This is a genomic window from Bradyrhizobium sp. MOS003 (assembly GCF_003020125.1).
In the GTDB taxonomy this organism is placed as follows: domain Bacteria; phylum Pseudomonadota; class Alphaproteobacteria; order Rhizobiales; family Xanthobacteraceae; genus Bradyrhizobium.
Map to the genome: position 1 here is coordinate 806,665 of NZ_PYFW01000001.1, position 17,973 is coordinate 824,637.

Here is a 17,973-nt window from a genome sequence, read left to right on the forward strand (position 1 = left end):
CGTTCTTTCAACCCAACCAGATCTTGCGGCGAAGCGCGCTGATGAAATTCTGAACCTCCGCGGCGTCGTGCGCCAAGGGCTGCATCACGCCCCAGACCGGCCGAGGCCAGGCGGCGTCGCTGGTGCGGCGGGCGATGATGTGGACGTGAAGCTGCGGCACGAGGTTGCCGAGCGCCGCGACATTGAGCTTGTCGCATCGGGTGATCTCCTTCAGCGCGCGCGAGACGCGGGAGATCTCCGTCATCAGCTGCGCCTGCTGCACCTCGTCGAGATCGATGATCTCGACGGCGTCAGTGCGCCGCGGCACCAGCAGCAGCCAGGGATAATGCGCGTCCTTGATGACCAGCACCTTCGACAGCGGCAGATCGCCGATATCGATGGTGTCCTCTTTCAGGCGGGAGTGCAGCGACCAGGCGGGATCAGACATATGCGTTTCCGGAGTGCCCGGTGGGTTCGGGCTTTATTGGCCGGACCATACGATACCGATTCCCTGAGGGGAAGGATCGGGGCCGCGGGGGCGGCATGCTCCGCTGTCGTCCCGGGGCGCGCAAAACGCGAACCCGGGACCCATCTCCACGGGGAGAAGTTACTGCCCGAGCCGGCAGCTCCGAGTCTCCGCCAAACTCAATCGTGTTACTATGGATTCCGGGCTCGCGCTACGCGCGCCCCGGAATGACGGGAGTCTACCCCTCCGCCAGCACCCGCGCATTGGCGCGGACCGAGGCCTCGCTGACGCGAATGCCGAGGCCGGGTCCATCGGGCACGACGACGTGGCCGCCGCGGTTGGAGACGCGCTGTTCCAGCACGTCCTCCGTCAGCACGTGGTGCGGCATGTAGAATTCGCAGCCGAGCGAGATGCCCGGCGTGGCCGCGATCAGCTGCGTGCCGGCGGCAAGGCCAATGCCGCCTTCCCAAAGCGTGCCGCCATAGCCGGGCAGGCCGGCGATGTCGGCGATCGCCATGATCGCCTGCGCCTCGAACAGGCCGCCGGCCTTCATCAGCTTGATCGAGACGGCGTCGGCCGCCTCGCGGCGCACCACCTCCATCATGTCGCGGCGGTCGAAGCAGCTTTCGTCGGCCAGCACGGGCGTTTCCATCGCCGCGGTGAGCTGCGCCATCACGTCGAGATATTTGCGCGGCACCGGCTGCTCGATGAAGGTCGGCGCGAACTGCTCGACATCGCGCAGGATCTTGATGGCACCAAACGGTGCGAGTGCCTGGTTGTAGTCGACGCGCAGATCGACCTGGTCGCCGAACTCCTTTCGGATCGCTTCGAGATGGTCGAGATCCTCGCGATGCGTCTTCACGCCGGTCTTGACCTTGTAGATGAAATTGCCCTCAGGAACCATCTTTCGCATGCGCTCGAGATCGGCGGCAAAATCCGGATCGGCGATCGAGAAGGAGAGGGGAATCGTGTCCCGCACCCGGCCGCCGAGCAGGTCGGCGACGGACAGCCCCGACGATTTGCCGACGATGTCGAGCAACGCCATCTCGATGGCGACTTTTGCTTCGGCATGGCCGACCAGCGCGCGGTCGAACTCGGCCATGAGCGCGCGGACGCGGCGGACAGGCTTGCCGAGCACGATGGGCCTTAAGTAAATATCGAGCGCGGAGAACGCCGCCTCCGGCGTTCCCGTGAACACCTCCCACGGCGCCGCCTCGCCCCAGCCGATTACGCCGTCACTCGCGGTGAGCTCGATCAGCACGCGCTTCACCGTGCCCTTGACGTTTCCGACGCCCTGCAGGCGCGCCATCTTGATCGGGCTTTCGATCAGGAACAGCCTGAGACGTTCGACGGTCGCTTCACTCATGTCAGGCCTCCATTGACGTGCCAGACCTGGCCGGTGACGTAGGATGCTTTTGGTGACGCCAGGAAGGCGATGATTTCGGCGACTTCCTCCGGCCGCCCGCGGCGGCGCATCGGAATCAGCGCCTCGGTCGCGGCGATCTGCTCGGGCGATAGCCGGCTCTCGTTGGGCTTGTCCTTGAGGATGAGACCGGGCGCGACCGCGTTGACGGTGATGCCGTCGCCTGCGAGTTCGACCGAGGTAAGCCGCACCAGCGCTTCCAGCGCGGCGCGGCTGGCAGCCGTCGCTGCGAAGGGGGCGAATTCGGGACGGATCGCGTGGGCGACGAAGGAGGACACGGCGACGATCCGCGCATCTTGCCCTGCGCGCAGCTGCGGAAGCGCGGCAGCGACCATTCGCGTGAAGGCCAGTGCGGACTCGTCCATCGCCTGCCGGAACTGATCCGCGGGCGTGCCGATCGCACTGCCGCGGCGGGCATGGCCGCCGACCAGGATCAATCCGTCGAGCCGGCCGAAGGCGGCTTTCGCGGCGGCGACGGCGTCGGTGGCCGCGCTCTCCTCGGCGAGATCGCCAAGGCAGCTTGCCGCCACGGCGCCTTTCGCTTCGGCATCCGCGGCAGTGGCTTGAAGGCCTTCTGCGTTGGCGCGCGTATGGAGCACTAGCCCGATCCCCGGCGCGGCGAGCAGCTTTGCGGTGGCGCGGCCGATGCCGCTGGCGGCGCCGGTGACGAGATAGACGCGATTGATATTGGACATCACGATGCCGTTGTGGCCGGCGGCAATGCGCCGGTGCGATGGAAATGGCTGAGGAAGGCGCGTGTGGCGGCTTCCCTCGGAGTGTCGATCACCTGCCGCGCCGGGCCTTCCTCGACCACGATTCCGTCGCGCATGAAGATCAGGCGGTCGGCGACCTCGCGGGCAAAGGCGATCTCGTGGGTCACGATAACCATGGTCATGCCTTCGGAGGCCAGTTGCTGGATGACGGCGAGCACCTCGCCGACGAGCTCGGGGTCGAGCGCCGAGGTGGCCTCGTCGAACAGCATCACGTCGGGCTCCATCGCGAGCGCCCGCGCGATCGCGACGCGCTGCTTCTGGCCGCCGGACAGCGTTGCCGGATATTGATCCGCCTTCTCCGCAAGTCCAACCTTGATGAGCTGCGCACGGGCGAGCTTTTCCGCATCCGCCTTAGCCATGCGCCGCACCGTGACTGGTCCCTCCATCACGTTCTGCAGCGTCGTCATGTGCGGGAACAAGTTGAAGTGCTGGAATACCATGCCGGTGGTGGCGCGGAATCTTGCCAGTGTCCTTACGTCGGGAAGCTTCGCGCCTTCGCCGAACTGGAAGCGTGTATCGCCGACGCGAACGCTGCCGCCATCAGGCGTCACCAGAAGATTGATGCAGCGGAGCAGCGTGGACTTGCCCGAGCCCGACGGACCGATCAGCGCCACGACGCCGCCCTTGGCGACGTCGAGATTGATGTTCTTTAAAACCTCGTTGCTGCCGAAGCTCTTGCGCAGGCTGCGGATCTCGATTTTCGACGTCTCGCTCATTCGCCGACCGCCAGTCGCTTCTCGCCGCGCCGGACGAGGATGGTGAGCGGGATCAGGATCGCCGCATAGGCGACCGCGACCGCCGTGTAGGTTTCCAGCGGCCGGTAGCTGTCATGCGCGGCAACCTGGCTTTGATAGACCAGATCAGGCACCGCCAGCACCGAGACCAGCGAGGTGTTCTTGAACTGGATGATCGACTGGTTCATCAGCGCCGGGATCATGCGCTTGATCGCCTGCGGCAGCACGATGCGCCGCATGCTCTGGCCAGGGGTCATGCCAAGCGCGGCGCCGGCTTCGGACTGACCCTTGTCGATCGAGACGATGCCGCCGCGGATGATCTCCGAATAGAACGAGCCGCCATAGAGCGAGAGCGCCAGCGCCGAGGCCGTGATCGGCGTCATCTCGACGCCGGCGAGGATCGGCAGCGCGTAATAGAACCAGATCAGCTGCACCAGGATCGGCGTGCAGCGGAAGGCTTCGATGAAGGTGAGCGCGAGAAGACGCAGCGCCCTAAAGCGCGAGAGCGTGCCGAACGCCCCGAGCAGGCCGAACAGCAGCCCGCACACCACGATGACCACGGTGAAGCCCACGGTGACGCCAAGCCCGTTGAGGAAGAGCCAGCGATAGCTCCAGAGGATGCCGAAGTCCCACTGATACATGCGTGCTTTCTTGCTCACCTCTCCCGCTTGCGGGAGAGGTCGTATCGCATTGAAGATGCGATACGGGTGAGGGCTCTTTCCTCTGGGGAAGTCTTGCCAGCTGAGACACCCTCTCCCCAACCCTCTCCCGCAAGCGGGAGAGGGGGCGGAGCGGTGCGCCTCAATCGAGCCCGGCTCAAACTGATCTTACTTACAGCGAAACGCCCGGCGGAATGTCCGCCTCGGTCACGCCCACCAGCTCCATGTTGGTGATGATGGCGTTGCGGATGAAGCCGAGGCCCTTGTTGAAGTCGATCCAGGTGTTGACGTAGTCGCGCCAGGTCTTGTCGGTCTCGCGGCGGAAGCCGGCATTCGATGTCGTTGCGAAGATCGGCGTCGGCAGCACGAGCTGGCCGAGCGAGGGGTTCTTCTTCAGTACGGTCAGCGACAGCATGGTGATCAGGCACTGCGCGTCGACCCGGCCGGTCTGAAGCGCGGCGGTGGCATCGTCCGCGGTCTTGAGCCGCGTGATCTGCGCCTTCGGCGTCAGGCGGCTGACGACCTGATCGTGCGAGGAGCCCTGGTCGACCGCGATCTTGATGTCGGGCGAGTTCAGCTCGGCCCAGCTCTTCGGCTTGAAGTCCTTCTTGCAGAGGATGCCGAAGGCGTTGTTGAATACTGGCACCGAGAAATCGACCACCAGCGCGCGCTTCGGAGTCGGGTTGAGGCCGAAGAAGATGTCGATCTTGTTGGCCTGCAGGTCGAGCACCGAATTGCCCCAAGTGGTCTCGGTGATCTCGAGCTCGGCCTCCATGTCGTCGGCGAGCGCCTTGGCGATGTCGACGTAGAAGCCCTTCCACTGACCGCTGGAGAGATCCTTCATGTAATAGGGCGCGCCGCCGCCGACCGCGCCGATTCGCATCTTCTTGGTCCGGCGGATGCGGGCGAAGGTCGATTCGTTCTGATCGGCGGTCTGGGCCACGGCCGGCGAAGCCAGCGCGGCCGCGGTCATGGCGCCAAGCCCGACAATCGATGCAACATCACGACGTGTAACCATTGGGATCAATCGCTTTTCTGGTTGGGACAGGTTCCGGCAGGTTCTTAGCAAGGTCGCACTTTCAGTGAAAGCACAGCCTATCGGCTGGGCAGATCGGGAATTGCTTGGATGCTGGGCAGGCGCCCTCGATCACGGGCGATAGCCGCTTGCTTTCCGCCCCTTTTGGCCCCAAATAAGGACCGGGAGATTGGCGGTGGACGAGCCACTCGCCAACCGGGTCAGGTCCGGAAGGAAGCAGCCCTAACGAGGTCGGATCGGGTCGCTCGTCAGTCTCCTACTTGTTTTTCGAGCGAACCAGCGCCGGCGGCACCAGCCGCCAGCGCGCTCCTTTCCGCAAAGCCGGCCAAGAGACATTTCATTGCGGATCGACCGATGACCGACGCTGGCGCCCCTTCCAATCCCGATAGCGCCGGCTCGGCCGGAAACGCGCCCTACCGGGTGCTGGCGCGCAAATACCGTCCCTCCAGTTTCGACGATCTGATCGGGCAGGAAGCGGTCGTCCGCACCGTCTCCAATGCATTCGAGACCGGGCGGATTCCGCAGGCCTGGATCCTCACCGGCGTCCGCGGCGTCGGCAAGACCACCACCGCGCGCATCCTGGCCCGTGCACTCAACTACGAGATGCCGGATGGTTCGGTAAAGGGTCCGACCATCCACATGCCGACGCTCGGCGTGCATTGCCAGGCGATCATGGAAAGCCGGCACATGGACGTGCTGGAGATGGATGCGGCCTCGCATACCGGCGTCGACGACGTCCGCCAGATCAATGACAGCGTGCGCTACGCGCCGGCCAGCGCGCGCTACAAGGTCTACATCATCGACGAAGTCCACATGCTGTCGACGGCGGCGTTCAACGCCTTCCTGAAGACGCTCGAGGAGCCGCCGGAGCACGCCAAATTCGTGTTCGCGACCACCGAGATTCGCAAGGTTCCGGTCACCGTGCTGTCGCGCTGCCAGCGTTTCGATCTGCGCCGGGTCGAGGCCGACGTGCTGATGAAGCATCTCGCCAATATCGCGGCGAAGGAAAGCGTCGAGATCGAGCCCGAAGCGCTCGGCATCATCGCGCGTGCCGCCGAAGGCTCGGTGCGCGATTCGCTGTCGCTGCTCGACCAGGCGATCGCGCATGCAGCCGGCACCGTGAAGGCCGACGCCGTCAGGCAGATGCTGGGGCTCGCCGACCGCACCCGCGTCATCGACCTGTTCGATTCGCTGGCGCGCGGCGACATCGCGGCCGCCTTCAGGGAGTTCCGTGACCAGTACGATGTCGGCGCCGATCCGATCGTCGTGCTCTCGGACCTCGCTGAATTCGTCAATTTCGTCACCCGCGTGAAGATCGTTCCCGCGACTGCCGAGAACGTCGCCTATGGCGAGACCGAGCGGGTGCGCGCGAGGGATTTCGCCTCGAAGATCTCGATGCGCGTGCTGTCGCGGATGTGGCAGATGCTGCTGAAGGGCATCACCGAGGTCCAGGCCGCGACGCGGCCCGCTGCGGCGGCCGAGATGGTGCTGGTGCGGATCGCCTATGTCGCTGATTTGCCCACGCCGGACGAAGCGATCAGGATGCTGGAGCAGAACGGCGGCGGTTCGCCGGTCGCAAACGGCGGCGGTGCCGGTCGCAGCAGCGCGTCGTCCGCGCCGGTTGCTTCCGCATCGGCCATGTCCGCAGCGCCGGTTCGCATGCCGACATCATCGCCATCAGCGTTCGGCGGTGGCGCCCGGCCGCAGATGGTGGCGCCCGAGCCGGCTCCACAGGGTGCCGCGCCGCAACTGCGCATCACGAGCTTCACCCAGCTCGTCGCGCTGGCCGGGCAGAAGCGCGACATCATGACCAAGAGCGCGCTCGAAGGCGACATGCGCCTCGTCCGTTTCGAGGAGGGCCGGCTGGAGGTCGCGCTCGAGCCCAACGCTTCCAAGACGATGATCTCGGAGCTTGCGAGGAAGTTCGAGCAGTGGACCGGCCGTCGCTGGACCATCGTCGTGTCCAACGAGCAGGGCCAGCCGACGCTGCGCGCGGTGAACCAGGCCGCCAAGCAGGAGCATGCGCGGACCGCCGAGGCCGATCCGCGCGTGCGGGAGGTGCTGTCGCGCTTCCCCGGCGCCAAAGTTGTCGAGGTCCGCAGGCTTGCCCCGGAGACGCCGGAGGCCAATATAAACGCGGACTATGGCAGCGACGATCCGCCCGACGGTTCCGACGGCGACGATCTCTGAGCCTAACTTCTTTCCAAGGACGAGCACCGATGGCTGATTTTCTCGGCATGATGAAGCAGGCGGCGCAGCTGCAATCCAAGATGCAGGAGATGCAGGAGTCTCTGGCCAACGTGGAAGTCGAGGGCATCTCCGGCGGCGGACTCGTCGCCGTGCGCATGACCGCCAAGATGGACGTCAAGGGCATCAAGATCGATCCCTCGCTGATGAAAGCGGAAGAGCGCGAGGTGCTGGAAGATTTGCTCGTCACCGCGCTCGGTGATGCGCGCCGCAAGGCCGAGGCTGCGATGCAGGAGAAGATGCAGTCGCTGACCGGCGGGCTCGGCCTGCCGCCGGGGTTGTTCGGCCAGTAATATGGGCGCCGTTGCAGGTCCCGAAATCGAACGGCTGGTGCAGCTTCTCGCGCGGTTGCCGGGCCTCGGTCCGCGCTCGGCGCGGCGCGCGGCGCTGCATCTGATCAAGAAACGCGAAGCGCTGATGATGCCGCTGGCTTCGGCCATGCAGGTCGCGCTGGACAAGGTCCAGGTCTGCAAGACCTGCGGCAACATCGACACGCAAAATCCCTGCACCGTCTGCATCGATCCGAAGCGCGATGACGCCATCATCGTCGTCGTCGCCGACGTCGCCGATCTCTGGGCTCTGGAGCGCGCCAATGCGACCCAGGGGCGCTATCACGTGCTGGGCGCGACTTTGTCGCCGCTCGATGGCGTCGGCCCGCAGGATCTGACCATCGACGCGCTGGTCGCGCGCGCGCATGATTCGCGGGTGCACGAGATCATCCTGGCGCTGAATGCGACAGTCGACGGCCAGACCACGGCGCATTACATCACCGACCTCTTGCAGGACGCCAATGTGAAGGTGACGCGGCTCGCCCACGGAGTTCCCGTCGGCGGCGAGCTTGATTATCTCGATGAAGGTACGCTATCGGCTGCGATGCGGCAGCGCACCTTATTCTAGAGCGTTTTCGAGCGAAGTGGATACCGGTTCGCGTGAAGGAAACGCGTCAAAACAACAATCTCCATCCAAACTTTACGGAACGGACGACATGACGAAACTTTTCGCCACACGCCTGGCTTTGGTCGCGACGATGATGCTGCTGGCGAACCCGGCCATCTCTGCGCAGCAGGACGATGGGGCGCTGCCAGCGCCCAAGCCCGGCAAGCCGATCAACGCGGGCGAGGTGTTGTCCGGCGAGTTGAACGCGATGAAGGTGCGCGACGCCAAGAACACCGGCAAGCGGATTGCAATGTACCAGATCACCTCCGAGCCGCGTCGCCTGCCGGCGCCGAACGGGCTGTGCAATCTCGAGACCGGGCCCGAGACCTTCCAGTTGGTCACCTCCAGCGACGCGCAGGCTACGCAGTTGAAAGCGTTGGTCGGGAAGGAAATCTCGGTCAAGGTCGACGAAATCGCCTGCGCCAGCGATCCCGGCCAGATGAGCGAAGCCGTGATCACGAAGTGGAGCCTGATCAAGAAACAGTAGGGGGGGTGCGTGCATCGCTCTCTCCTCGTCGTTGCGAGGAGCTCTTGCGACGAAGCAATCCAGACTATCTCGGCGGTGACAGTCTGGATTGCTTCGCTTCGCTCGCAATGACGAGGAGGGAGGGCAACGTCACACCCTGACCGGCCCCAACGCCTCGAAATGCCCGCGTCGCTGCAGCCAGGTCAGCAGCACCAGGCTCGGGATTGCCACCAGCACGCAGATCACGAAGAACATCGGCCAGCCGGTCGCGCTTGCGACGTAGCCCGCACTCGACGACAGATAGGTCCGCCCCACCGCTGCGAGCGCGGTGAGCAACGCATATTGCGTTGCCGTGTGCAGCGGGTTCTGGCAGAGCGCCGAGAGGTAGGCCACGAAGATCACGGTGCCGATGGCGCTGGTGAAGTTCTCGGCGCAGATCGCGAGCGCCAGCGCCCATTGATTGGTGCCGACCATTGCGAGCCAGGCAAAGGACAAATTGGCCAGCGCCTGCACCACGCCGCCGATCCAGAGCGACATTGCCAGCGGATAGCGCCGCGCGACGAAGCCACCGGCAAACCCGCCGATCAGGGTCGCGGCGAGGCCGACGCCCTTCACGATCGCCGCGTAATCGTTGCGGGTGAAGCCGAGGTCGATCACGAACGGCGCCGTCATCGTACCCGAGAACGCATCGGTGAACTTGAACAGCACGACGAAGGCGAGCGCGGCGAGTGCATCCTTGCGGGACAGGAATTCGGAGAACGCGCCGATCGCCGCGCTCAACACCCGCGCAAACGCCGTCTCGGCTTGTGTCGCAGCTTCCGCCTGTGCGGATTGCGGCGGCTCGGTCGCGGCCAGCGCGGTGATCGTGCCGATCAGCACCATCGCGGCCATCACCACGTAGCCCCACATCCACGCCGACGTGCGGGGAATGCCGGTGTCCTCGAAGCCCGAGACGATGAACAGCGCGCCGGCGGTCGAGACCAGCATGCCGATCCGGTAGGCCGCGACGTAGGCGGCCATGCCGGCCGCCTGCTCGCTCTCCGGCAGGCTCTCGACGCGGAAGGCATCGACCACGATGTCCTGCGTCGACGACGTCGTCGCCACCAGCAGCGCGCCGAGCGCGACATAGAATGGCGACCGCGCGGGGTCGGTCATCGCCAGCAGCAGGATCGCGACGATCAGCAACAACTGCGAAAACACCAGCCAGCCGCGCCGGCGTCCGAACGCGCGGGTGAACAGCGGCACATGCAGCGCATCCACCAGCGGCGCCCACAGGAATTTCAGCGTGTAGGGCGTGCCGACCAGCGCGAACAGCCCGATGGTCTTGAGATCGACCCCGGCCTCGCGCATCCACACCAGCAGCGTCGATCCCGACAGCGCCAGCGGCAGGCCGGAAGAGAAGCCGAGAAACAGCACGATCAGCACCCGCGGCTGCAGGTAAACGGCAAGACTGTCGCGCCAGGAGGTCGCAGGAGCGGCGGTCGCGGCGGAGGAGGTCGCGTCGGGTGAGGTCGCGTCGGGTGAGGTCATGGGGCGGTGTTAACAGATTCTGGCCGTGCTGCCTCTGCAACAAAGCTCGTCATGCCCGGGCTTGTCCCGGGCATCCACGTTCTTGATGCCCCCGAAAGGGTCGTGGATGGCCGGGACAAGCCCGGCCATGACGAGACGGGCTCACTCCCCCGCCTGGAGCTTCCGCGGGAACAGCTCCGGCGCAACCGTTGCCACCAGATGCGGTCCCTCCGGGGCCTCGGTCTTGCTGAAATCGAGCTCCTCGATCCGGCCCGCGCGCTTCTCGATCTTGTCGGCGGAGATCAGGATCTGGCGGACGTCCTCGTTCGCATCGGAAAAATGCTTCTGCAACTTGACCACGCGGTCGCGCAGACGTCCCAGATCGTCGCCGAGCTTGATGACTTCGGTCTGGATCTGGTCGGCGGCGTCGCGCATGCGCGCGTCCTTCATGATCTGCTGCATCACCTGGATCGCGAGCATCAGCAGCGAGGGTGACACCAGAACCACGCGGGCGCGATAGGCCTTCTGGATCACGTCGTCGAAGCCGTCATGGATCTCGGCGTAGACCGATTCCGACGGCACGAACATCAACGCCATCTCCTGGGTCTCGCCGGTGATGAGGTATTTTTCGGCGATGTCGCTGACATGCTTCATCACGTCGGCGCGCAGCCGCTGCGTGGCGATCCGCTTCTCCTCGTCGGTGCGGGCGTCGTGCAGCGCCGTCATCGCCTCCAGCGGGAATTTCGCGTCGATGCAAAGCGGACGCTGGTCGGGCAGGAACACGACGCAGTCCGGCCGCTTGCCGGTCGAGAGCGTGAACTGGAACTCGTAGGCGCCCTTTGGAAGACCGTCCTGGACGATCGCCTCCATCCGGGCTTGGCCGAAGGCGCCGCGCGACTGCTTGTTGGCGAGCACGTCGCGCAGGGTCGTTACCTGGGTGGTGAGGTCAGTGAGGTTCTTGTGGGCGCTGTCGATGATGCCGAGCCGCTCGTGCAGCGCGCGCAGGCTTTCCATGGTGTTGCGGGTCGAATGCTCCATGGACTGGCCGACGCGGTGGGTGACCGAGTCCAGTCGCTCGTTGACCGCCCGGGCCATCTCGGCCTGGCGTCCCGCCAGGGTCTGGGTCATGGTGTCGACCCTTCCCGAGGATTCGCTCTGGGCGTGCAGCACCTGGCTCAGCCGCTCCTCGAGCTCGTCGGCGCGGATCGCATTCGCCATCGCGAGTTCCGCGCCGCGCCGGCCCGAACGGGCGATCACGACGGCAATCGCCACCAAGAGGATGAGGACGAGGACGCCGAAGCCAATCAGCGCATCGATCGTGCGCACCGGCCAGTCGCCGAGCATGAAAATGATCTCGTTCATGCCGATCGTTCTAGCCGATTCGCCGGTGTCCGCGAACGAATAGCGAACGCTTATGGTTAACCGCACCCTAATTTTTATGGTTAACGAAACCTGAAAATTTATGGTTAGCGAAGGGTTAACGGGGTTCCGGGCCGCATTGACCGCACCCGGCGCGGGGCTTAAATCGCGGCCATGGCCCTCAGAGAAATCATCATCCTGCCCGACAGGCAGCTGCGTCTGGTCTCCAAGCCGATCGAGAAGGTCACGGCCGAGATCCGCAAGCTTGCCGACGACATGTTCGAGACCATGTACGACGCGCCCGGCATAGGGCTCGCCGCGATCCAGATCGCGCAGCCGCTGCGGCTGATCACCATGGACCTCGCCAAGCGCGACGAGAACGGCGAGACCCATCCGCTGCCGCGCGTCTTCATCAACCCCGAGATCATCAGTTCCTCCGAGGAGTTGTCGGTCTACGAGGAAGGCTGTCTCTCGATCCCCGAATATTACGAGGAGGTCGAGCGCCCTGCGAAGGTGCGCGTGCGCTTCACCGATCTCGACGGCAAGGTGCATGAGGAGGACGCCGAAGGCCTCTATGCCACCTGCATCCAGCACGAGATCGACCATCTCAACGGCGTGCTGTTCGTCGACTATCTCTCGAAGCTCAAGCGCGACCGCGTCATCAAGAAGTTCGAGAAAGCCGCCAAGCGCGCGGAGTAGCCACATCCTCCGCCGTCATGCCCGGCCGAAAGCGCAGAGCGCGTCTTTAAGCTAAAGTGCCGGGCATCCACGTTCTTTGCCGCCGCGAGCAGGAAGAACGTGGATGGCCGGGACAAGCCCGGCCATGACGAGTACCTTGCTCGTTTCCGAGGATTGTCTCGCCACATGCCCCTTCGCCTCATCTTCATGGGCACGCCCGATTTCTCCGTGCCGACGCTGCTCGAGCTGGTCGCGCACGGCCACGAGATCGTCGCCGTCTACACCCGCGCGCCGAAGCCGGGCGGGCGGCGCGGCCTGCAATTGCAGCCGACGCCGGTCGAGGAGGCCGCGCGAAAGCTCGGCATTCCCGTGCTGACGCCGAAGACGCTGAAAACCCAGGAAGCGGTCGACGAGTTCAGCGCGTTCGATGCCGATGCCGCCGTGGTCGTGGCCTACGGCATGATCCTGCCGCAGGCGATCCTCGATGCGCCAAAACTGGGCTGCTACAATCTGCACGCCTCGCTGCTGCCGCGCTGGCGCGGCGCCGCCCCCATCAACCGCGCGATCATGGAAGGCGATGCCGAGAGCGGCGTGATGGTGATGAAGATGGATGTCGGCCTCGACACCGGCGACGTCGCGATGGCCGAGCGCCTCGCAATCACCGACGACATGACCGCGGTCGATCTGCACGATCGACTCTCCCGCCTTGGCGCCGACCTGATGGTGCGCGCGATGGCCGCGCTCGCGCGCGGCGGGCTCCAGCTCAAAAAGCAGAGCGAGGACGGCGTGACATACGCCGCCAAGATCGACAAGGCCGAGGCGCGGATCGACTGGAGCAAGCCGGCGCGCGCCGTGCTGCGCCACATCCACGGTCTGTCGCCGTTCCCCGGGGCATGGGCCGAGCTCGCCGGCGTCAGCGAGAACGCGCGCGTCAAAATCCTGCGCTGCGAGCTGGCGAAGGGCTCGGGCGCGCCGGGCGAGGTGCTCGATGACAAGCTGACCATCGCCTGCGGCGAGGGCGCCATCCGCATCATCGAGCTCCAGCGCGAGGGCAAGGGTCGGATGCAGACCGCGGACTTCCTGCGCGGCGTGCCGTTGAAGGCCGGCGCGAAGTTCAGCTAGCCAACTCGTCATGCGCGGGCTTGACCCGCGTATCCATCTTCTAACAAAACTCTTTCCCAGGCGATGGATTGCCGGGTCGAGCCCGGCAATGACACCGGACAAAATCGGACAGATGCCCCGCTACAAGCTCACCATCGAATATGACGGCGCGCCGTTCTTCGGCTGGCAGGTGCAGGACACGCTGCCGTCGGTGCAGGGCGCACTGGAGGCGGCCGTGAAGGCGATGACCGGGGCGGATTTGCGCGTGCACGGCGCCGGCCGCACCGATGCCGGCGTGCACGCGCGGGGCCAGGTCGCGCATGTCGATATCGAGAAGCCATTTCCGCCCGGCCGGTTTCGCGACGGCCTCAACGCGCATCTGCGCCCGCATCCGGTCGCGGTGCTCGAGGCCGAGATCGTGCCTGACAGCTTCGAGGCGCGCTTCTCGGCCGTGAAGCGGCACTATCGCTATCGCGTCATCAACACCCGCGCCAACCTCGCGCTCGACATCGGCCACGCCTGGCGCGTGCCGCGCAAGCTCGATGCCGAGGCGATGCATGCGGCGGCACAACGTCTGCTCGGCAAGCACGATTTCACGACCTTCCGCGACACCGAGTGCCAGGCCAAGTCGCCGGAGAAGACGCTCGATCAGCTCGAAGTCGAGCGCGATGGCCGCGAGATCACGATTGTCACCTCAGCGCGGTCGTTCCTGCACAGCCAGGTCCGCTCGATGGTGGGCTCCTTGGTCTGGGTCGGCGAAGGCCGCTGGACCGCCGACGATCTCTCCGCAGCGTTGGAAGCCCGCAACCGCGCAGCGTGCGGCATCGTCGCCCCGCCGGACGGGCTGTATCTGATAAAGGTGGATTATTAGGGCCTGATGCCGCTACTTCCGTCATGTCCGGGCTTGTCCCGGCCATCCACGATCTTTCTTGCTGGGACTGAAGTACGTGGATGGCCGGGACAAGCCCGGGCATGACGGCGGAATACTCGGCAATGACCGCGCTTACCCAAAATACCTTGTCAGTATCCCCCGATACACCTTCGTCAGCGTCTCCAAATCGGCCACCGGGACCCGCTCGTCGACCTGATGCATGGTCTGGCCGACCAGCCCAAACTCGATCACCGGGCAATAGCTTGAGATGAACCGCGCATCCGACGTGCCGCCTGATGTCGACAGCTCCGGCTTGCGCCCCGTCACCTCCTCGATCGCGGATACCGCGAGATCGGTGAATGGGCCAGGCTTGGTCACGAACACGTTGGAGTTCGAGGGCTCCCAGACGATGCGGGCCTTGATGCGGTTGCCGCAGGCCTTCGTCAACCGGGTCTCGACCAGCTCGCGCAGGCTCGCCTGGGTGTGATTGTCGTTGTAGCGGATGTTGAACTTCGCGCGGGCCTCGCCCGGGATGACGTTGAAGGCCTTGTTGCCGACGTCGACCGAGGTGAATTCGAGATTGGAGGCCTGGAATTGCGCGCTGCCATGGTCGAGCGGCTCGTCGGAGATCGCCACGATCAATCGCGAAATGTCAGGCACCGGATTGGAGGCGCGATGCGGATAAGCGACGTGGCCCTGCACGCCATCGACGTAAAGCGTACCGGATTGCGAGCCGCGCCGGCCGACCTTGATGGTATCGCCGAGCGTCTCGACATTGGAAGGCTCGCCCAGCACGCAATGGTCGAACTTCTCGCCGCGCTCGGCGGCCCATTTCAACAGCTTGATGGTGCCGTTGATCGAGACGTCTTCCTCGTCGCCGGTGATCAGGAACGAGATCGAGCCCGTGCCGTCGCTGCGCGGTTGGCCGGCATTGGCGGCGAGATGCTCCAGGACAGCGGCGACCGAACAGGCGATGCCGCCCTTCATGTCGACCGCGCCGCGGCCGTGCAGCACGCCGTCCTTGACCTCGCCGGAGAACGCACCGACGCTCCATGCGCTCTCGTCACCGGGCGGTACCACGTCGGTATGGCCGGCGAAGGTGATGTGCGGCCCCTCGCTGCCGATTCGCGCATAGAGATTGTCGACGTCGGCGGTGCCGGGTTCGCTGAAGGTCACGCGGTGGCAAATGAAGCCTGCGGCGTCGAGGGCCTTTTCGAGGACCCCGAGCGCACCGGCATCATCGGGAGTTACCGAGGGGCAGCGGATCAGATCGCGGGCAATGGAGAGAGCATCGGTCATGAGCCCCGCTTAACATGCATGCCGCCGGGTGGGCTAGCGCTGGGCGGGACAATTTCGATCTCGCGGCTCTGGTCCCAGCTTTTCGCAGAGGGAGCGACGGATGCGGAGCCGTCGTGGAAGTCGGCGAGCGGATCGGGGCCGAAGCGGTTGTGGCCCGCGGTGCCGGGCACGATGAACAGCTCGGCTATTCCCCACAGCCACAGGGTCGAAGCGGTGAGGCTGAGCGACTGGGCCCAATGGGAGTCAGGCAGCAGATCCGAGAACTGACTGAACAGGCCGGGTGCGAGGAAGAATGGAATGGTCCACCAGCCGCTCCTGTCGCGGTCGTGCAGCCGCTTGGTGGCCGTTGCCAGGAAGATCCATGTGAACAGCGACAGGACTGATGCCTTCAGGACCAAGTCCGTGTGGCCGAGGGATGCCAGCGAGCGATAAAGCCGGGGATCGAACAGCTTGAAGAGTTCGTCGAGGCCGAAGTCGAAATCGAGTTTGATGGATAGCTTCGACGATCCGTCCCCGCTGAGGAGGTGGATCACCTGACTGATGATTCCGAGCAAGCCAGCGAGCACCGCGACGATCAGCACCGCCTGCCACTGCAAGGCGCGGTTGATACGGCCGTCGAAGCGGAAGAGGTACGAGGTCCAGTCCATGCGAGCGGCTCCGGGCGGGAGCGGCCGCCCGGAGATTGGTCGCGATGGAGGGAGAGGCGGTTCGAACGGTCTCTCTTTACCTCGCCCCGCTCGCGAGGAGAGGGGGAGGAAAAAGCCTCAATCCCGCAGCAGCTCGTTGATGCTGGTCTTGGAGCGCGTGCGCTCGTCGACACGCTTGACGATCACGGCGCAGGCGGTGCTCGGGCCGATCTGGCCGTTCTTCATCGGCTTGCCGGGCAGCGCGCCGGGCACCACCACCGAATACTCAGGCACTTCGCCGATGAAGATCTCGCCGGTCTCGCGGTCGACGATCTTGGTCGAGGCGCCCAGGAACACGCCCATCGCCAGCACCGCGCCCTTGCGCACGATCACGCCTTCGGCAACTTCCGAGCGGGCGCCGATGAAGCAGTCGTCCTCGATGATCACGGGCTCGGCCTGCAGCGGCTCGAGCACACCGCCGATGCCGGCGCCGCCGGAGATGTGCACGCGCTTGCCGATCTGCGCGCAGGAGCCGACGGTGGCCCAGGTGTCCACCATGGTGCTCTCATCGACATAGGCGCCGAGATTGACGAAGGACGGCATCAGCACGACGTTCTTGGCGATGAAGGCCGAGCGGCGCACGATGGCGCCCGGCACGGCGCGGAAACCGGCATCGCGAAAGCGATTCTCGCCCCAGCCTTCGAACTTCGAGGGCACCTTGTCCCACCAGTTCGCCTGGCCCGGGCCGCCGTTGATGACGCCCATGTCGTTGAGGCGGAACGACAGCAGCACGGCCTTCTTCAGCCATTGATTGACCTTCCACTTGCCGTCGGCGCCGCGCTCGGCGACGCGGGCCTCACCCTTGTCCAGGGTCTCCAGCACCTGGTCCACGGCCTCGCGGACTTCGCCCTTGGTCGAGGTCGAGATGCCGTCGCGCGCGTCGAAGGCGCTGTTGATGGTGGATTCGAGGGCTGCAAGGGACATCGGGGTTTCCTCTGGGGAAGGCGTGGTTTCGTGTGAATTGGAGCGCTTTTTCGGGATTTGGCGGGGCGGAGTCAAGGCATACTCCGGCGTCGTCCCGGGCTCGCTTCGCGCCCCGAGACGAGTCGGCTACTTGGGAGACAACCCAGCCAAAAACCCCGTCAGATCATCCGTGACGTGATCGACATGGGCGGCGTCCCGGCCCTCCAGTTCCCAATCTTCCCGCACCACCTCCTTCGTTCCATCCGGCACCACCAGCACCGTGGTCATGCCGAGCTGATGCGGGACGGTGAGGTTGCGGGCAAGGTCCTCGAACATGGCGGCGCGTGTCGGATCGACCGCGTGGTCGGCGAGGAATTTTTGGTACGTCTGCGCCGCCGGCTTCGGCTCGAATTCGGCGGCGATGATGTCGAACACGCCGTCGAAATGCGTTACCAGGCCGAGCCGTGCCAGCACTGCATCGACATGGTCCACCGAGCCGTTGGTCAGGATCAGCTTGCGCCCCGACAATCTTGCGATGGATTCGCCGAGCGCCGGGTTGGGCTCCAGCGGCGAATGGTCGATCTTGTGGACGTAGGCGAGATAGTCGTAGGCGGACACGCCATGCAGGGTCATCATGCCGCGCATGGTCGTGCCGAAGCGCTGATAATAATCCTTCTGGAGTTTTCGCGCTTCCACCGGCGTCACCTGCAGCCAGCGCGACACGAACTCGGTGATCCGCAGATCGACCTGCTGCCACAGATTGACGTGATGCGGATACAACGTGTTGTCGAGGTCGAACACCCAGGTGTCGACATGGGTAAAGGTGCGGGGTTGGCTCATCGCAAATC

Annotated in this window: 19 protein-coding genes and 1 other RNA gene; 8 read left to right on the plus strand and 12 right to left on the minus strand. The window is 65.1% G+C overall.

Going from position 1 to position 17,973, the window contains the following annotated elements:
• Window positions 1–7: 7 nt before the first annotated feature.
• The 6 genes from C7G42_RS03825 to C7G42_RS03850 all read right to left on the minus strand — a co-directional run bounded on the left by C7G42_RS03825 (window position 8) and on the right by C7G42_RS03850 (window position 5,052).
• Window positions 8–427 (minus strand): HIT domain-containing protein, encoded by a 420-nt coding sequence (locus C7G42_RS03825; protein ID WP_106947727.1) that lies wholly within the window; start codon window positions 425–427, stop codon window positions 8–10.
• 256 nt (window positions 428–683) lie between these two features.
• Window positions 684–1,811, minus strand: a complete 1,128-nt coding sequence (locus C7G42_RS03830) for a muconate cycloisomerase family protein (protein WP_106947728.1) — start codon at window positions 1,809–1,811, stop codon at window positions 684–686.
• Window positions 1,808–2,563: an SDR family NAD(P)-dependent oxidoreductase gene (locus C7G42_RS03835; protein ID WP_106947729.1), complete on the minus strand. Its 756-nt coding sequence runs from the start codon at window positions 2,561–2,563 to the stop codon at window positions 1,808–1,810. The genes C7G42_RS03830 and C7G42_RS03835 overlap by 4 nt, the downstream gene beginning before the upstream one ends.
• Window positions 2,563–3,357, minus strand: a complete 795-nt coding sequence (locus C7G42_RS03840) for an amino acid ABC transporter ATP-binding protein (protein WP_106947730.1) — start codon at window positions 3,355–3,357, stop codon at window positions 2,563–2,565. Before C7G42_RS03840 ends, C7G42_RS03835 begins: the two co-directional genes overlap by 1 nt.
• Window positions 3,354–4,016 carry an amino acid ABC transporter permease gene (locus C7G42_RS03845; RefSeq protein ID WP_106948838.1) on the minus strand — a complete coding sequence of 221 codons (663 nt, stop codon included), beginning with the start codon at window positions 4,014–4,016 and terminating at the stop codon, window positions 3,354–3,356. Before C7G42_RS03845 ends, C7G42_RS03840 begins: the two co-directional genes overlap by 4 nt.
• A 190-nt stretch (window positions 4,017–4,206) precedes the next feature.
• On the minus strand, window positions 4,207–5,052 hold the full coding sequence (locus tag C7G42_RS03850; protein WP_106947731.1) for a transporter substrate-binding domain-containing protein: 846 nt from the start codon (window positions 5,050–5,052) through the stop codon (window positions 4,207–4,209).
• 182 nt (window positions 5,053–5,234) lie between these two features.
• On the opposite strand from C7G42_RS03850, the gene ffs reads away from it, so the two are divergent.
• The 5 genes from ffs (at window position 5,235) to C7G42_RS03875 (ending at window position 8,740) form a co-directional block, all read left to right on the plus strand.
• An RNA gene (gene ffs / locus C7G42_RS03855) (signal recognition particle sRNA small type) lies at window positions 5,235–5,330 on the plus strand.
• A 94-nt stretch (window positions 5,331–5,424) separates the two neighbouring features.
• The gene (locus C7G42_RS03860) at window positions 5,425–7,260 is read left to right on the plus strand and encodes a DNA polymerase III subunit gamma/tau (protein WP_106947732.1); all 1,836 of its coding nucleotides are present in this window, start codon (window positions 5,425–5,427) and stop codon (window positions 7,258–7,260) included.
• 29 nt (window positions 7,261–7,289) lie between these two features.
• Window positions 7,290–7,610 carry a YbaB/EbfC family nucleoid-associated protein gene (locus C7G42_RS03865; RefSeq protein WP_106947733.1) on the plus strand — a complete coding sequence of 107 codons (321 nt, stop codon included), beginning with the start codon at window positions 7,290–7,292 and terminating at the stop codon, window positions 7,608–7,610.
• A 1-nt stretch (window position 7,611) separates the two neighbouring features.
• Complete coding sequence (recR, locus tag C7G42_RS03870) at window positions 7,612–8,214, plus strand: recombination mediator RecR (protein WP_106947734.1); 603 nt, start codon at window positions 7,612–7,614, stop codon at window positions 8,212–8,214.
• A gap of 88 nt (window positions 8,215–8,302) precedes the next feature.
• Entirely contained in the window at window positions 8,303–8,740 is a 438-nt protein-coding gene (locus C7G42_RS03875; protein ID WP_106947735.1) for a hypothetical protein, read from the plus strand.
• Window positions 8,741–8,869: 129 nt separating this feature from the next.
• Here the strand turns inward: C7G42_RS03875 and C7G42_RS03880 are convergent, their stop codons facing one another.
• Window positions 8,870–10,249 (minus strand): AmpG family muropeptide MFS transporter, encoded by a 1,380-nt coding sequence (locus C7G42_RS03880; protein WP_106947736.1) that lies wholly within the window; start codon window positions 10,247–10,249, stop codon window positions 8,870–8,872.
• A 141-nt stretch (window positions 10,250–10,390) separates the two neighbouring features.
• Window positions 10,391–11,590 carry a DNA recombination protein RmuC gene (locus tag C7G42_RS03885; protein WP_106947737.1) on the minus strand — a complete coding sequence of 400 codons (1,200 nt, stop codon included), beginning with the start codon at window positions 11,588–11,590 and terminating at the stop codon, window positions 10,391–10,393.
• 171 nt (window positions 11,591–11,761) lie between these two features.
• Here C7G42_RS03885 and def point away from each other — a divergent pair, with 171 nt between their 5' ends.
• From def to truA, 3 genes are all read left to right on the plus strand, one after another.
• Window positions 11,762–12,286 (plus strand): peptide deformylase, encoded by a 525-nt coding sequence (gene def / locus C7G42_RS03890; protein ID WP_106947738.1) that lies wholly within the window; start codon window positions 11,762–11,764, stop codon window positions 12,284–12,286.
• Window positions 12,287–12,451: 165 nt separating this feature from the next.
• A complete protein-coding gene (fmt, locus tag C7G42_RS03895) occupies window positions 12,452–13,387 on the plus strand; it encodes a methionyl-tRNA formyltransferase (protein WP_106947739.1) in 936 nt (311 codons plus the stop codon).
• Between the two features lie 112 nt (window positions 13,388–13,499).
• The gene (truA, locus tag C7G42_RS03900; protein WP_199580784.1) at window positions 13,500–14,237 is read left to right on the plus strand and encodes a tRNA pseudouridine(38-40) synthase TruA; all 738 of its coding nucleotides are present in this window, start codon (window positions 13,500–13,502) and stop codon (window positions 14,235–14,237) included.
• Between the two features lie 132 nt (window positions 14,238–14,369).
• Here truA and dapE read toward each other — a convergent pair whose 3' ends face one another.
• From dapE to C7G42_RS03920, 4 genes are all read right to left on the minus strand, one after another.
• Window positions 14,370–15,536, minus strand: coding sequence for a succinyl-diaminopimelate desuccinylase (dapE, locus tag C7G42_RS03905; protein WP_106947741.1), 1,167 nt, complete (start codon window positions 15,534–15,536; stop codon window positions 14,370–14,372).
• Window positions 15,533–16,183 (minus strand): DUF805 domain-containing protein, encoded by a 651-nt coding sequence (locus tag C7G42_RS03910; protein ID WP_106947742.1) that lies wholly within the window; start codon window positions 16,181–16,183, stop codon window positions 15,533–15,535. The genes dapE and C7G42_RS03910 overlap by 4 nt, the downstream gene beginning before the upstream one ends.
• 117 nt (window positions 16,184–16,300) lie before the next feature.
• Complete coding sequence (gene dapD / locus C7G42_RS03915; protein ID WP_106947743.1) at window positions 16,301–17,146, minus strand: 2,3,4,5-tetrahydropyridine-2,6-dicarboxylate N-succinyltransferase; 846 nt, start codon at window positions 17,144–17,146, stop codon at window positions 16,301–16,303.
• A gap of 126 nt (window positions 17,147–17,272) precedes the next feature.
• Window positions 17,273–17,965 (minus strand): pyrimidine 5'-nucleotidase, encoded by a 693-nt coding sequence (locus tag C7G42_RS03920; protein ID WP_106947744.1) that lies wholly within the window; start codon window positions 17,963–17,965, stop codon window positions 17,273–17,275.
• Window positions 17,966–17,973: the final 8 nt, after the last annotated feature.

Coding starts and splice junctions, on each gene's coding strand:
- recR (WP_106947734.1), top strand. CDS start 7,612: ATGGGCGCCGTTGCAGGTCCCGAAATCGAACGGCTGGTGCAGCTTCTC.
- C7G42_RS03875 (WP_106947735.1), top strand. CDS start 8,303: ATGACGAAACTTTTCGCCACACGCCTGGCTTTGGTCGCGACGATGATG.
- C7G42_RS03825 (WP_106947727.1), bottom strand. CDS start 427: ATGTCTGATCCCGCCTGGTCGCTGCACTCCCGCCTGAAAGAGGACACC.
- C7G42_RS03885 (WP_106947737.1), bottom strand. CDS start 11,590: ATGAACGAGATCATTTTCATGCTCGGCGACTGGCCGGTGCGCACGATC.
- C7G42_RS03850 (WP_106947731.1), bottom strand. CDS start 5,052: ATGGTTACACGTCGTGATGTTGCATCGATTGTCGGGCTTGGCGCCATG.
- C7G42_RS03845 (WP_106948838.1), bottom strand. CDS start 4,016: ATGTATCAGTGGGACTTCGGCATCCTCTGGAGCTATCGCTGGCTCTTC.
- def (WP_106947738.1), top strand. CDS start 11,762: ATGGCCCTCAGAGAAATCATCATCCTGCCCGACAGGCAGCTGCGTCTG.
- fmt (WP_106947739.1), top strand. CDS start 12,452: ATGCCCCTTCGCCTCATCTTCATGGGCACGCCCGATTTCTCCGTGCCG.
- dapE (WP_106947741.1), bottom strand. CDS start 15,536: ATGACCGATGCTCTCTCCATTGCCCGCGATCTGATCCGCTGCCCCTCG.
- C7G42_RS03830 (WP_106947728.1), bottom strand. CDS start 1,811: ATGAGTGAAGCGACCGTCGAACGTCTCAGGCTGTTCCTGATCGAAAGC.
- dapD (WP_106947743.1), bottom strand. CDS start 17,146: ATGTCCCTTGCAGCCCTCGAATCCACCATCAACAGCGCCTTCGACGCG.
- C7G42_RS03835 (WP_106947729.1), bottom strand. CDS start 2,563: ATGTCCAATATCAATCGCGTCTATCTCGTCACCGGCGCCGCCAGCGGC.
- C7G42_RS03920 (WP_106947744.1), bottom strand. CDS start 17,965: ATGAGCCAACCCCGCACCTTTACCCATGTCGACACCTGGGTGTTCGAC.
- C7G42_RS03840 (WP_106947730.1), bottom strand. CDS start 3,357: ATGAGCGAGACGTCGAAAATCGAGATCCGCAGCCTGCGCAAGAGCTTC.
- C7G42_RS03880 (WP_106947736.1), bottom strand. CDS start 10,249: ATGACCTCACCCGACGCGACCTCACCCGACGCGACCTCCTCCGCCGCG.
- C7G42_RS03910 (WP_106947742.1), bottom strand. CDS start 16,183: ATGGACTGGACCTCGTACCTCTTCCGCTTCGACGGCCGTATCAACCGC.
- C7G42_RS03860 (WP_106947732.1), top strand. CDS start 5,425: ATGACCGACGCTGGCGCCCCTTCCAATCCCGATAGCGCCGGCTCGGCC.
- C7G42_RS03865 (WP_106947733.1), top strand. CDS start 7,290: ATGGCTGATTTTCTCGGCATGATGAAGCAGGCGGCGCAGCTGCAATCC.
- truA (WP_199580784.1), top strand. CDS start 13,500: ATGCCCCGCTACAAGCTCACCATCGAATATGACGGCGCGCCGTTCTTC.